16 protein-coding genes and 1 other annotated feature (1 of these 17 only partly in view) are annotated in these 12,498 nt (G+C 44.1%); of the genes, 8 read left to right on the top strand and 8 right to left on the bottom strand.

The features are described from left to right. Positions 1–587: 587 nt before the first annotated feature. Positions 588–839: a hypothetical protein gene (locus FC07_RS03790; RefSeq protein ID WP_057903794.1), complete on the top strand. Its 252-nt coding sequence runs from the start codon at positions 588–590 to the stop codon at positions 837–839. 366 nt (positions 840–1,205) lie between these two features. Here FC07_RS03790 and FC07_RS15795 read toward each other — a convergent pair whose 3' ends face one another. Together FC07_RS15795 and ccpA are read right to left on the bottom strand one after the other, a co-directional pair. After that, a complete protein-coding gene (locus FC07_RS15795; protein WP_155797702.1) occupies positions 1,206–1,358 on the bottom strand; it encodes a hypothetical protein in 153 nt (50 codons plus the stop codon). Positions 1,359–1,415: 57 nt separating this feature from the next. Then, positions 1,416–2,417, bottom strand: a complete 1,002-nt coding sequence (ccpA, locus tag FC07_RS03785) for a catabolite control protein A (protein WP_057903793.1) — start codon at positions 2,415–2,417, stop codon at positions 1,416–1,418. 250 nt (positions 2,418–2,667) lie between these two features. Here ccpA and FC07_RS03780 point away from each other — a divergent pair, with 250 nt between their 5' ends. After that, positions 2,668–3,768 (top strand): M24 family metallopeptidase, encoded by a 1,101-nt coding sequence (locus FC07_RS03780; RefSeq protein WP_057903799.1) that lies wholly within the window; start codon positions 2,668–2,670, stop codon positions 3,766–3,768. A gap of 249 nt (positions 3,769–4,017) precedes the next feature. After that, complete coding sequence (locus FC07_RS03775) at positions 4,018–4,227, top strand: type II toxin-antitoxin system Phd/YefM family antitoxin (protein WP_057903792.1); 210 nt, start codon at positions 4,018–4,020, stop codon at positions 4,225–4,227. Positions 4,228–4,346: 119 nt separating this feature from the next. Here FC07_RS03775 and FC07_RS03770 read toward each other — a convergent pair whose 3' ends face one another. From FC07_RS03770 to FC07_RS03760, 3 genes are all read right to left on the bottom strand, one after another. Continuing rightward, positions 4,347–4,640: a hypothetical protein gene (locus tag FC07_RS03770; protein ID WP_057903791.1), complete on the bottom strand. Its 294-nt coding sequence runs from the start codon at positions 4,638–4,640 to the stop codon at positions 4,347–4,349. A 158-nt stretch (positions 4,641–4,798) separates the two neighbouring features. Continuing rightward, a complete protein-coding gene (locus tag FC07_RS03765; RefSeq protein ID WP_057903790.1) occupies positions 4,799–5,272 on the bottom strand; it encodes a YtxH domain-containing protein in 474 nt (157 codons plus the stop codon). A 29-nt stretch (positions 5,273–5,301) separates the two neighbouring features. Beyond that, on the bottom strand, positions 5,302–5,760 hold the full coding sequence (locus FC07_RS03760) for a DUF948 domain-containing protein (RefSeq protein ID WP_057903789.1): 459 nt from the start codon (positions 5,758–5,760) through the stop codon (positions 5,302–5,304). Between the two features lie 347 nt (positions 5,761–6,107). Between FC07_RS03760 and FC07_RS03755 the strand changes: the two genes are divergently transcribed. The 5 genes from FC07_RS03755 (at position 6,108) to FC07_RS03735 (ending at position 9,731) form a co-directional block, all read left to right on the top strand. Continuing rightward, on the top strand, positions 6,108–6,992 hold the full coding sequence (locus tag FC07_RS03755) for a mechanosensitive ion channel family protein (protein WP_057903788.1): 885 nt from the start codon (positions 6,108–6,110) through the stop codon (positions 6,990–6,992). A 234-nt stretch (positions 6,993–7,226) separates the two neighbouring features. Then, the gene (locus FC07_RS03750; RefSeq protein WP_155797852.1) at positions 7,227–7,610 is read left to right on the top strand and encodes a hypothetical protein; all 384 of its coding nucleotides are present in this window, start codon (positions 7,227–7,229) and stop codon (positions 7,608–7,610) included. Between the two features lie 18 nt (positions 7,611–7,628). Further along, entirely contained in the window at positions 7,629–8,072 is a 444-nt protein-coding gene (locus FC07_RS03745) for a nucleoside 2-deoxyribosyltransferase (RefSeq protein ID WP_235807447.1), read from the top strand. 171 nt (positions 8,073–8,243) lie between these two features. Further along, positions 8,244–9,011, top strand: coding sequence for a hypothetical protein (locus FC07_RS03740; RefSeq protein WP_057903785.1), 768 nt, complete (start codon positions 8,244–8,246; stop codon positions 9,009–9,011). Positions 9,012–9,035: 24 nt separating this feature from the next. After that, on the top strand, positions 9,036–9,731 hold the full coding sequence (locus tag FC07_RS03735) for a hypothetical protein (RefSeq protein WP_057903784.1): 696 nt from the start codon (positions 9,036–9,038) through the stop codon (positions 9,729–9,731). A gap of 61 nt (positions 9,732–9,792) precedes the next feature. Here the strand turns inward: FC07_RS03735 and FC07_RS03730 are convergent, their stop codons facing one another. The 3 genes from FC07_RS03730 to FC07_RS03720 form a co-directional block, all read right to left on the bottom strand. Next, a complete protein-coding gene (locus tag FC07_RS03730; protein WP_057903783.1) occupies positions 9,793–10,173 on the bottom strand; it encodes an ASCH domain-containing protein in 381 nt (126 codons plus the stop codon). A gap of 66 nt (positions 10,174–10,239) precedes the next feature. Further along, positions 10,240–11,514 (bottom strand): O-acetylhomoserine aminocarboxypropyltransferase/cysteine synthase family protein, encoded by a 1,275-nt coding sequence (locus FC07_RS03725; protein WP_083483186.1) that lies wholly within the window; start codon positions 11,512–11,514, stop codon positions 10,240–10,242. Positions 11,515–11,534: 20 nt separating this feature from the next. After that, complete coding sequence (locus tag FC07_RS03720) at positions 11,535–12,380, bottom strand: homoserine O-succinyltransferase (protein WP_057903781.1); 846 nt, start codon at positions 12,378–12,380, stop codon at positions 11,535–11,537. Positions 12,381–12,452: 72 nt separating this feature from the next. Next, positions 12,453–12,498, bottom strand: a binding site (T-box leader); it runs 201 nt beyond the window's last position.

The following is a 12,498-nucleotide window of genomic DNA, read 5'->3' as shown; positions in this document are numbered from 1 at the left end:
CCATGATACCGGGGTGACACTGTACTTGGAGAACTTATGGTGAATAATTCAGGTTAATAGTATATAGCCTTCAAATCAGAACGGCAACTGCTTGAAAACGATTACTTTTATGATTTGCTAATATTTCATTCTAACTGTAAGGCTTAAAGCAACAAAAACCGCGATATACTCGTCTTCTAGACCAATTTTGAAAATAAGGTTTTTAACAAATGTTACATAAATGTAATATTACATTCTTCGTATTTCAGAGTTCTATTTCTCATTTAGCTTTAACCTTTGCATTTTTTAGTGCTGCTTGCAACTGTTTCTTCATTTAATATTCGGGTTTAGTCATTAACACCGCTTACCACTTCGCCTGACACATTCTATCTACAATTTATGAGCCTCATCGTTTAAGCTCACATCCCCTTTAGCGGCTGCCACTTAACAGCTTCAAATGACATGCTAATCTTCACTAATTTCCCATTACCATTAATTAACAGTTTGATTTTTAGTGACATATGATCTTCCAGTAATCCCATCAGCTAATCTTTTTACGAATCTCACCAACTTTGTTATGCTTGACCTAAATTAACGGAGATGAGTCTATGAATATTGATAATTTCACCTTAGATGCTGCCGGTGCTGCGATTGTTTCTTCAATGAAACGTGATTTGGCCGACGGCAAAGTCATCATTAAAACGTTGTTTAGCAACGGCTTTGTTTGGATCTACACGCAACTACCTGACGGTCGGTTTGAACGGATGGATTTCAGTCACAAATTAGTCAAAACAGCAGCTGGCTATGCCCCAAAACTCTCCCAGCCGAAAGCTGATTTTTATGATTACTTTGATGACTAATTGGATCACCTAGGGTTTCCACATTATAGCTGGAGGCCCTTTTTGATTGCAAAAAAAGCACCCTTTTACACACGACCAGTCTGCTTCATGACAATCAGTTACCATGATAATTCTTTTTAGCGATTCTCCTGCATAGAAAAAAGACCAGCTTTCGCCAGTCTCCTCATTAAAATCATGACTTTATTTCGTTATCCCACGTTCAAGGATTATTGAGTGCTTACGCTAGTCTCAACACCATTGTTCCCAACTAAGAAATCTAGTATCTCTAACTCGCCACGCTGCCTCAAAGGATGCTGCAGGCGAACTTTCTGCTTTTTATGATTTACATATTTAAATCATCCAAGATATGCTATACGTGTTCATAACTCACAACAACAGCCCTTGTTCCAGCGATGCACGATCGCAATAGCCATCAAGGGTCACTTTCCCTGATAAAAAATCAACTGCTTCTTGAATGGATGCTTCCAATTCTGGATTTGGTACTTCTACTATATCTTTAGCGTTATCCTGATTAGCCATTATGAATTCCGCCTTTCAAAAAAAGACCAGCTCTCGCCAGTCCCTCAAAGTCACGCTTTATTTCGTCGTCCCACGTTCAACGATCCCGTATGGCAATAACACGGTTTCGTTGTCGATTTCTTCTTTGTTCATCATCTTAGTTAACAAGCGCATGGCAACCGCACCGATATCATACAACGGTTGGGTAACAGAGCTCAGTTTTGGCCGTGCGATTTCCGTTAGCTTGGAATCGTTACTGGTAATGACTTCAAAGTCATTTGGCAACTTCGCCCCATCATCCGTGGCGCCGTTTACCAAGCCAATCGCTAATTCGTCATCGCCGACAACGGCAGCAGTAGCACCAGCAGCTTTGACTTTTTGCCAAATGGCTTCGCCAGCTTTATGGCTGTATTCGGTTTCGAAAATCAAGTTGGCATCAAAATCGATGTTAGCTTTGTTTAAGGCCTGCTTGTAACCCTTTAAGCGGTACATGCCGTTGATCGGGTCGTCCAAGTTACCAGTCACAAACGCAATCTTCTTGTTGCCGTGTTTGATCAAGGTGCTAACGGCTTCTTCAATGGCCGCCACGTAGTCAATGTTCACACTGCCGACTTCTTCTTTAGGGTCGACTGAACCCGCCAAGACGATTGGTGTTTTTGAGCGTTGGAATTCATGGCGTAAGCTATCCGTTACTTGGTTCCCCATGAAAATAATGCCGTCCACTTGTTTGGCTAACAAGGTGTTTAACACTTGAATTTCTTTTTGGCCGTTTTCATCAGAGTTGGCCAAAATAATGTTGTACTTATACATCGTCGCCACGTCATCGATTCCGCGGGCTAAGGATGAGAAGTAGATGTTCGTGACATCGGGAATAATGACCCCAACGGTTGTGGTCTTTTTGCTGGCCAAGCCCCGGGCCACAGCGTTTGGCCGGTAGTCTAAGCGGTCAATGACTTCTAATACTTTTTTACGCGTTGCAGGTTTCACGTTTGGATTCCCATTGACAACACGTGACACGGTTGCCATGGAGACGCCGGCTTCCCGCGCAACGTCATAAATTGTAATGGTTTGTTTCTCCATCTATATTACCTCTTCGTTTTCATTAATTTTCATTTACCTGTTTAAATTTAACAAACTTTGAAAACAAATGCAAGCGTTTTAAAAGCTTTTTTCAGTAAATTTGCATAGAAGTTTTCATAAATTTTCTTTGAAATAAACAAAGCGTTTTCACTGAGATTTACTTGGGATATGTTATAATGTGAGCATGAAACGATTCTAAATCTAGTGAAAGGCCAATCCTGACAAAGTGATGGATTGGAACGGTGATACGATGAATCATTTAGCACAACTTCAGCAATGGCTCGCTGACCAAAACTTGGACGTAGCTTACATTAGCAACCCCACCAACGTTGCTTACTTCTCAGGTTACTTCTCAGATCCTGAGGAACGTGTCCAAGCGTTGTTAGTTTTCCCAGACACTGAACCTTTCTACTTCGGGCCCCAATTGTCCGTTGAAGCCGTTAAAAAAACCGGCTGGACTTATGGTGACTACGGTTATTTAGATCACGAAGAACCTTTTGCCAAAATTGCCACACAGATCAAAGCACGTTGTGCGGATCCAAAACGCTGGGCCATTGAAAAGGACGACTTACCTTACGGGCGGTATGAGTTCATTTTAAACCAATTCCCAGACGCAACCTTCCCTGGCGATGCCAGCCGCTTCATTGAAAAAGCAAAACTGGTTAAAACACCTGACGAAATTGCCATTATGATCGAAGCTGGTAAAGAAGCTGACTTTGCCTTTGAAGTTGGGTTTAACGCTTTGAAGACTGGCCGTACTGAACAAGAAGTCGTCGCTGAAATCGAATACGCTTTAATGAAAAAAGGCGTAATGCACATGAGCTTCGACACCATTGTTCAAGCCGGCGTCAATGCCGCTGATCCTCATGGCGGCCCAACCACAGCGAAAGTGCAACCAAATGAACTCGTCTTGTTTGACCTTGGTACCGTCCACAATGCGTACATGAGTGACGCAACACGGACCGTTGCCTTTGGCAAACCAGATGCGAAGTCTTTGGAGATCCATAAAGTTTGTTTAGAAGCCAATTTAACGGCCCAAGCGGCTGTTAAGCCTGGCATCAAGGCTTCTGAATTAGATAAGATTGCCCGGGACATCATTACCAAAGCCGGCTACGGTGAATACTTCATCCATCGTTTAGGTCATGGTATCGGGACATCAACGCATGAATTCCCATCCATTATGGAAGGCAATGACATGTTGTTAGAACCTGGCATGTGCTTCTCCATTGAACCTGGTATCTACATCCCAGGCGTTGCCGGCGTCCGGATCGAAGACTGTATCCACGTTACCGAAAACGGCTGTGAACCATTTACCCATACGCCTAAAAACTTATTAACGTTTAACGACTAGTTTTAGGTTGTGTAACCCCTGCATACGTTGTGTGCAGGGATTTTTTAGGTAGAACAACAAATTGCTTGATACTGGTGATGATTTAACTCATCATAAAGACAGTAGTCCCTCATATCTTACGCAAAGACTTTTTCCTGCAAGGCTGTCATTCTCAATAGTGAAATCCGGCCTTAGAAACAATCACACAACAATCGCGTCGACTGAATAACGTTGAACTTAATATTATTTTTAAAATAAGAAGGCGATAATATGGATACTTACACCGCAACACATTTCAAAAAACACCAAGCAGCCATCTTTAAAAGTATTTTGAAAGAAAAAAGGCCGGTTGAAATCACAGTAAACGCCGTTAAAACAAGCGATTCAAATGAAAGCTTTGTGCTACTTTCAAAGGATGAATATAAACAGTTAGCCGCAATTAAAGCTCAACTTGTTGATCAAGCAACTTCAAACATCTAGCAATTTGCACGCCATCAAAAGGCTGGCATTTTGAAGACCGACGCCGAAATTGAGGATTGGTTAAATGAAGACGAATGATCTGGTGATCCACTTTTATGACGTGCCACCAATCAAGCTGCTTAGCGGAAATGATTATTTACAGGTCGTAGCTCCTTTCCAACTGGTGTTTCTAATCCAAAATTACCAACTTTATCCAACTCTGCTCTGAAATCAATATCGTCATAGTCACCATTCCACCATGGATTGTCGTTAACCGGATGGTAGCTCAACGTGCCATCAGCCTGTTTCACCAACCAATATTTTTGACCCGCCACTACATTGGTACTTGTTGGAACCGTTAAGATAACCCCTTCTGTTGTTTCTTTCGTTATGATCTCACCAATGACCTGACTTTGATTTTTTGCAGTACTCATCACTGTAACCACCTTTCTTATCTTTAAGATACGCTAATAACTGCCGACTTCACCGTTTTATGTTTATGAATGTCATTCTACCGACCTGAACGTAAAATTGCGATAAAACTGACCTAAACAAAAAAGACCCAACACATTGTGTTAGGCCCGGATCAACCTTACGCTTCCGGTTGATCGTCTTTTTGATCATCTGTTGTTGTTGCTGCCGGATCAGCTTCAGTCTCAGGAGTAGCTTCTGTTTCAGAGGCATCATCCGTTGCTTCAGTGGTATCCGTTGGCGTGGTTTCCGCTTCATCCTTTGCTTCCGCAAAAGCGCTTTGACCATCCACATTAATGTCTGGATAGTCATCTGTGCCGGTTTCAGCCGTTGTGGCATCTTCCACTTGAACAGCATCATCCGTTGCCGTATCAGCATTTAAATCACTAGGCACACTGCCGTCAACGTCATCAAATGCAGCTAAATCATCATCTTCAAAGTCTGCATAATCAGACATGCGATCGCGCAAATGGTCCAGCTTTTCATTAACGTTCTGACGGATCTCATCCCCAGATTCAGGTGCCAATAAACGCGTAGCAACCGCTGCAGCGGCGCCGCCTACAAGTAATCCTAATAAGAAATGTCCTTTTGCCATGTTAACGGCCTCCTTAGTAACTCTAATGTCTATTCTTCTGTGGGTGTTTCCGGTGCTGCCTTACGGTGCTTTTGCCGGTAATTACGATAAAGTTTAAATGCGCTGGCGCCGACTTTACCAGCACTTGTCGTCCGTGTGGTTAAGTCGCCTAAACTGCTTAGCCGCGATGTCAGGTCGCGTGCTGCTGTGTTTACATCTGATAAGCTGGTGCCTAAGTCGCCTGCCGCTGTAAATACAGGATCTAAATCAGCTACCTTACCATTTACATCATCTAATAAAACGTTTGCCTTGCTTAAAAGGCCTTCAACTTCTTGGGAAAGTGCATCCACGTCGCCGGTTACCGTGGTGACAGTACGGCTGGCTTCCGCCACCGTTGATTGAACTTCGCGCATGATCCGTGTCACCTGAACCAAAACTCGGACGATAAAGAATACTAAAATCAAAAAGGCAATCGCTGCGATCAAAGCCGCGATTTCTCCACCTGTCATTAAACAAAACCTCCTTCAATGGGAAAATTAGCTAATCACGTGGTCAAAATCGACACGACGCCTAGCTTGACATTGTTTTAAGAATAGCATGATTGAGCGCTTACTTCAACTCATGACCTGTGAAATTGGTCACTACGCATTTAACGCTGAAATCAACGTAGCAGGCACTACTTTACTGGTTTTAGCTGTGGTACATCTGATTGCCGTCGCTCACATTTAAATGCGCTCGCTAAAAATAAGCGATTCCTTTAGGTCATTTTGTGTCGCCTATCCAACACAATCCACAGTTGCTATTTAACAGTGGCTTTTGTACACTTAACTTATCTTAGAGGATTTAGGTGACAAACATGCAAGTAGCAGCCGCAATGGCAACAAAATCAATCAAGCAACAAACAAACATCGTCAAGCGTTTTTGGATGGGTATTGACTGGGATCAGATCCTAGCAAAAATCGCTGGCACTGTTTTTGAGCTGGTCTTGATCTCAATTTTATTCGTGATCATCAATAAAATCGTCATGGTGGTGATCGAACGTAGTTTCAAAACCTACCAAAGCACCAGCATGATCAGTGAAGGTCGTGCTAAAACGATTTATTCATTGATTCGGAATTCTGCGCGCTATATTTTATATTTCTTCTACTTATATGGTATTCTCAGTCTGTTAGGCGTTCCAGTGGGCACCTTGATCGCCAGTGCTGGAATCTTCTCTGTAGCGTTAGGCTTAGGGGCCCAGAGTTTAGTGCGCGATATTTTGTCAGGCTTTTTTATTTTGTTGGAACAACAGCTGGATGTTGGTGACCATGTTAAAATCGGTACCGTTGAAGGCACGGTTGTGGCGCTAGGTTTGAAAACCACGCAAATCAAAAGTTTTGATGGCACCTTAAATTATATTCCGAACAGCACCATTACCATGGTCAGCAACCTTTCTCGCAGTAACATGCGGGTTCAAATCGATGTCCGAATCGCAGCTCAGACAGATTCTGACACGGTTACTGAGTTACTCAATCAGGTGGATCAGGAATTGGCGCCTAACTACCCTGAAATCAAAACTGGGCCGGATATTTTTGGTGTGGTGGATCTAGGCAATGGCAACTTAGCGATTCGCGTGATCTTATACACTGAAAATGGGGCCCAAGGCCGGATTCAAAGTGACTTTTTAGCCGCGTATATTCAGAAATTAACTGCAGCAGGTATCGACATGCCCGCCAATGCGTACCCGACCCCTAACGCTTAATGCAGCCAAATAAAGCTCATCAAATTCTCATTTAAAAGTTTTTTAACGTCCGATCTAAATTTTAGTTCGGATTTTTAAGTTGTTTTAGTTGAATTATCGTCAAAAACAGCTTATATTATTAAAAGAAAATGAAAATAAAATGTGACCGTTTTAATGGCCATTTCTGAAAAATTAATTGATGATCACCAATCGTATCGTCACAAAACTTACTATTATTTGAAGGAGTTCATTGTTATGAACCATGCTACGCTTCCTTTTCACTTCCAAACGCTCATTACAAAAACGGAAACACGTTTTGAAATTCAATTTCTCGACTTTCCTGGTTTAACCGCTGAAGGTGAGATTTATTTAGAGGCGCAATATTACGCCTATCGAGTGCTGGGCAGCTATTTGCGTCAACTCACCCCTGAAGCCTTAACCGCCAGTCAGGAACACCCAGCGCCAACGCCACATTTAACCAACCAGGACTTTTTAGTGACGATCCAAGTGCCAACTGACTTAGATCCCCACCAAATGCAGGCTCATTTTGATTTACCGCAAACAGCGCCGCAAGCTGAGATCACCAAAATCAAACGGCTGATCGATGACGCCCCGCTGACAGAAGATCTGCACGCATAACGAAAGGCGATGACTCACTTGACCAAACTTTACTTGGCGGCCCCCTTTTTTAACGACGCGCAAACGACTCGCTTAAACCAAGGCGCCGCTGCATTACAACAAAACCCCACTGTCAGTCATGTCTTTAGCCCCATGAACGACACCAACGCCGCTGGTTTAACCTTTGGCACACCAGAATGGCAACAACTGGTTTACAATGAGGATACCCAAGGCTTAAATGAAGCGGATGTTTTACTTGCCGTTTATGACTATGATCACGCCAACGCCGACCCTGGTACCATGTTTGAAATTGGCTATGCTGTAGCTAAGCAGATTCCAGTAGTCGTCTTTTGCGAAGGCTCGCAACCGATCAACTTAATGATCAGCCAAGGCTTGACCACCTTCACCCAGGATCTAAAGACTTTGACCACCTTGGATTTTACCCACTTACCTCACTTGCCTTACACAGGCAAGGTTTATTAACCTAGCGATCATCCCCACTGGCGGATGATTTTTTTAATGGGAATTTTTCCAGGGATAACATCTGCAGCAACGGCCTGATTATGTTAGACTATTGTTAGGATTTATTGGCCCGATTGAATCGCGGCGACAGAAACCGCGAGGCTGATGAAGGTTCTAGGAGGTAAGAAAATCATGCAACGTAAAGATCGCTTAGGCCTGCAACCCACACGTGTGGCGCATACGCGGCACAAAGTTAGAATCGACCGTTTTTTAACAACCATTTTAACCTTAGCGGTGGGATTGGTCATTTTGGTGCCCTTAGGCTTTAGTTTGGCCATGAACCACAGCAATCAACCGGTTACGTCGGCTGCCAAAACAGTGACCAGCTCCCACGCGGTGAAACGCTCCAGCGTGTCAAAAATCACCACAGCTAAAAAACATGCGACCAAAAAGAAAGCAACTCAAAAGACCACTGATCAAACGACAAAAACAAGTCAGTCGACAGTGGCCACCACAACGGGTGCAAATACAGATCCAAATGTTGCCAGTCAGCCGACAACGACTCAGGCAGCGCAAAGCACCAACACCGAGCACAGCAGCACGCAACAAGCGGTGGCACAACAGCCTGCGCAAACGACCCAACCAGCTGCGACACAGCCTGCCACAGCGACCCAACAGCACGCTACAACGCAAACAACAAATCAAGCCGCTACGGCAACAACGCAACAAAGTTCCGCTGCTGACCCAGCCACGACGACACCAGCGACTAGTACCAGCAACACACAAACTGGTGACACAACGTCCACGTCGTCACAGACCAGTCAACAATCGAGTAGCCCAAGTAATACCCAGACTAGCACCACAGCGCCAAGCACCAGCCAATCAACGACGTCTACATCTGCTAGCCAAGCTACCACGAACACTGCAACGTCAGCAACAACGTCAACAGTTACACCTTAACGTCTTGGGGGGCGTCTTAAACTTATGAATGACAAGCGCAATCAGTCACGGCGAACTGTCGCGACCCGCGAAACAACACGCAAAAAAGATAAAAGTAACAAGTTCTTCGTGGTCTTTCTTTCTGTGGCCTTACTGATCTTAGCCGCCTTACCAATTGGCGCCTATCTTACCATGCAAAATCAGAATCGCCCCACCACGTCAGAACAAGCCGCCGTGTCTACCAGCCAGTCGTCCAAAAAGACGCACAAGGCGAAAAAAGCAAAAAAGAAAACGACGAAAAAAAAGTCGAAGCATAAAAAGAAAAAGAGTAGTAGCAGTAGTAGTTCCAGCGCTTCCAGTAGTGAGAACGATCAAACAAATCAGGGTTATAGCAACGCTTATCAACAGGGAGCCACCACGAATAACGGCGCTAACACGCAGACTACAACTACCCAAGGCAATACGCAAACCAATAATGGTAACACACAAACCAACAACGGTAACGCGCAATCCAGTCAGCAAGCTTCCTCGCAGCAATCACAAAAACAGGCGACAACTGACACAAACAATAACCAACAAAGCACCAATCAAACTAACAACGGCGCTTCTAGCAGCACGCATTCTAATTCAACCGGCTCGACAAGTAGCGGTGGCACCAGTAGTCAAGGCACCACTTCAGGTAATAGTGGCACCAGCAATTCAGCTGGTAGCCGGACCACAACCAGCACCACTACTAAATAAGGTATTTGATAACCGCCAACGATTGGCGGTTATTTTTGTCGCTCTAAAAAGACCATTAACACTAACCATCCAGATACCGATACGACCGTGGCGCCGTTTGAAGCCGCCGATCTAACTGCGTTAACGTTAGCGGTGTTTCATAAACCGTCAACTGATCGACCTCAATGGCATACCCTTTTTGACACCCGGCAAAATAGGCCTGAAACGCAGCCACTGTTGTCCCTGAGCCAACTCCTGTCTGTTGCCAAAGTGTCGTTGGCTTTCCTTGAATGATTTGGCGAATGGTAAACTCGCCGACTACTTTGCCCCAAGGTTGTGTTGCGTATATCACAATAGCTGTTATATTTGGGCGCTTAAACAGACTTTTTCGGTATTCGAATCGCTTTTTACCAGCCGTTATGGCTTGGGCAACCGCCGGCTTAACTGAGATCAAAACTTTCATTAAAACACCCCTTCACGTTTAAGCATAACAAAAAACAGCCCCGCAGGACTGTTTCAAGTAGTCGTTTTAAATTTGAGCTAAGGCTTGGTCTAAATCGGCAATTAGATCATCAACATTTTCCACTCCAATAGACAAGCGAATCAAGTCTGGTGTGATGCCGGTTTCTTTCAATTGGGCTTCATTTAACTGTGCGTGGGTGGTTGATGCTGGGTGAATGATCAGGGAATGGGCATCCCCCACGTTGGCCAACAAGGAGAACAAATCTAAGTTTTCAATTAATTGTTTTCCTGCAGCTTCCCCACCTTTTAAGCCAATGGTGAAAATCGAACCTGCCCCATTTGGGAAATATTTGTCAGCTAATGGCTTGTAAGGACTGTCGGCTAATTCTGGATAGTTGACCCAAGCCACCTTGGGATGGTTATTGAGATAATCAACGATTTTCCGAGTATTAGAAACGTGCCGTTCAACCCGCAAGGACAAGCTTTCAAGGCCTTGGATCAGCAAGAATGAGTTAAATGGACTGATAGTCGCGCCTAAATCGCGTAATGTTTGCGCCCGAACTTTAGTGGTAAAAGCAGCTGGGGCAACATCCTTCCAAATCAAACCATTGTAGGTGTCGTCGGGTGTGGTAAAGCCAGGATAACGATCCGTTGCGGTGTAATCAAATTTACCATTTTCAACGATCACCCCACCCATGCTGGTACCGTGGCCACCGATAAATTTCGTAGCCGAATGAACAACAACGTCCGCGCCGTGATCCAAAGGACGAACCAAGTAAGGTGTGCCAAACGTATTATCGACGATCAAAATCAAGCCATGTTTATGGGCAATTTCAGCGACCTTTTCAAAGTCGATCAAGTTGATGCCAGGGTTCCCAATACTTTCGATGTATAAGGCTTTGGTATGTTCGTTGATTTCAGTTTCGAAGTTTTCAGGTTGGTCTGGATTTACAAAATGCGTGGTGATCCCCAATTTCTTCAACGTTACACTGAACAAATCATAAGTCCCACCGTAAAGCGTGCTTGCAGACACAATTTCATCCCCAGCTTCCGCAACGTTTAAAATCGCAGCAGTAATCGCAGCGGAGCCAGTCGCTAACGCAACACCAGCCGTCCCATTTTCCAAGGCAGCCACCCGTTTTTCAAGTACATCTGAAGTGGGGTTGGTTAACCGGGTGTAAATGTTCCCAGCATCCGTTAAAGCAAACCGACCCGCCGCTTGGGCAGCGTCTTTAAAAACGTAGGAAGTGGTTTGGTAAATCGGCACAGCGCGCGCGCCTGTTTCATCAACAGTTTGACCAGCAGTAACTTGTAATGTGTCAAATTTTAATTTTTTGCTCATGATTGATTCCTCCGTATTCATTAATCGACGTTGTTTAACCAGTTTTGTAAAATCGTTTTGCTTGTTTCATGCCAACGGTTAATGATCTGTTGACTTGGATCGTTGGCGTAGAAGTAATTTTCAGGAATGGTAATTGGCTTGCCAGCTCGTAGATCGCGTTGATATTCATTGGCCAAGGTATTGATGCTGTATTCAGGATGGCCGGTAATGTAGGTCCGACGCTGATCCTGACTTTGCATAATGGCTGGGCCAACATTGTCGTTGCTCACCAACAAGTTCAACCCTGGGGTTGCTAAAATATCGTCTTCTGATAACGTGGTGTGCCGTGAATGTGGCAAATAGAATTGCTCAGGCAAACCTTCTAATAAATCAGCGTTACGGCGAATATGATGTTCAAAGATTCCAAAGATCTTTGGCCGAACGGGATATTTTTCAATGCCAAAATCGTGATGCAAAGCTGCTTGCGCTGCCCAGCAAATGAACAAGCTTTGCTTGACGTGGGTTTGTGACCAATCTAATAATTGTTCAAATTCTTCCCAGTAATCAACTTGCTTAAATGGCAGCGTTTCAACCGGCGCCCCTGTGACAATCAAGCCGTCAAACTGTTGGCCTTTGATCTCATCAAAGGTGGCATATGTTTCTTGCAAATAAGGCAAGGTGTTTGATTTAAAATGATGGGTTGCCGGGTACATAAACGTGAAGGTTAGATTTTCCGTTAGTCCTGAGCATAAATTCAGTAACTGACTTTCGGTTTCTAATTTATTCGGCATTAAATTCAAAACCAATAGATCTAAAGTCCGATGTGCCTGTCCTTTTGGTTGGTTTAAGACAAAACGCTTGTTAACTGCTTGTTTTAATGAATTCATATGACCGCCTCCGTATTTGGTTCCGTTCTAAAATTTGTGGTAAAAAAAACCTTCGTCCCGTGTTATCAAAACACTTAGGACGAAGGTTACTCGCGGTACCACCTAATTTTTATACTAA

Origin of the sequence: Loigolactobacillus bifermentans DSM 20003 (assembly GCF_001434575.1) — a bacterium.
GTDB classification, from domain to species: Bacteria; Bacillota; Bacilli; order Lactobacillales; family Lactobacillaceae; genus Loigolactobacillus; species Loigolactobacillus bifermentans.
The sequence above is the reverse complement of the archived record's forward strand: the minus strand, read 5'-3'. Positions and strand labels throughout refer to the sequence as shown.

What these genes read in the sequence shown, in the direction of transcription:
- FC07_RS03780 (WP_057903799.1), top strand. Translation starts at nt 2,668, where the DNA reads ATGAATCATTTAGCACAACTTCAGCAATGGCTCGCTGACCAAAACTTG.
- FC07_RS03760 (WP_057903789.1), bottom strand. Translation starts at nt 5,760, where the DNA reads ATGACAGGTGGAGAAATCGCGGCTTTGATCGCAGCGATTGCCTTTTTG.
- FC07_RS15795 (WP_155797702.1), bottom strand. Translation starts at nt 1,358, where the DNA reads ATGGCTAATCAGGATAACGCTAAAGATATAGTAGAAGTACCAAATCCA.
- FC07_RS03720 (WP_057903781.1), bottom strand. Translation starts at nt 12,380, where the DNA reads ATGAATTCATTAAAACAAGCAGTTAACAAGCGTTTTGTCTTAAACCAA.
- FC07_RS03740 (WP_057903785.1), top strand. Translation starts at nt 8,244, where the DNA reads ATGCAACGTAAAGATCGCTTAGGCCTGCAACCCACACGTGTGGCGCAT.
- FC07_RS03790 (WP_057903794.1), top strand. Translation starts at nt 588, where the DNA reads ATGAATATTGATAATTTCACCTTAGATGCTGCCGGTGCTGCGATTGTT.
- FC07_RS03750 (WP_155797852.1), top strand. Translation starts at nt 7,227, where the DNA reads ATGAACCATGCTACGCTTCCTTTTCACTTCCAAACGCTCATTACAAAA.
- FC07_RS03770 (WP_057903791.1), bottom strand. Translation starts at nt 4,640, where the DNA reads ATGAGTACTGCAAAAAATCAAAGTCAGGTCATTGGTGAGATCATAACG.
- FC07_RS03730 (WP_057903783.1), bottom strand. Translation starts at nt 10,173, where the DNA reads ATGAAAGTTTTGATCTCAGTTAAGCCGGCGGTTGCCCAAGCCATAACG.
- FC07_RS03775 (WP_057903792.1), top strand. Translation starts at nt 4,018, where the DNA reads ATGGATACTTACACCGCAACACATTTCAAAAAACACCAAGCAGCCATC.
- ccpA (WP_057903793.1), bottom strand. Translation starts at nt 2,417, where the DNA reads ATGGAGAAACAAACCATTACAATTTATGACGTTGCGCGGGAAGCCGGC.
- FC07_RS03765 (WP_057903790.1), bottom strand. Translation starts at nt 5,272, where the DNA reads ATGGCAAAAGGACATTTCTTATTAGGATTACTTGTAGGCGGCGCCGCT.
- FC07_RS03725 (WP_083483186.1), bottom strand. Translation starts at nt 11,514, where the DNA reads ATGAGCAAAAAATTAAAATTTGACACATTACAAGTTACTGCTGGTCAA.
- FC07_RS03755 (WP_057903788.1), top strand. Translation starts at nt 6,108, where the DNA reads ATGCAAGTAGCAGCCGCAATGGCAACAAAATCAATCAAGCAACAAACA.
- FC07_RS03735 (WP_057903784.1), top strand. Translation starts at nt 9,036, where the DNA reads ATGAATGACAAGCGCAATCAGTCACGGCGAACTGTCGCGACCCGCGAA.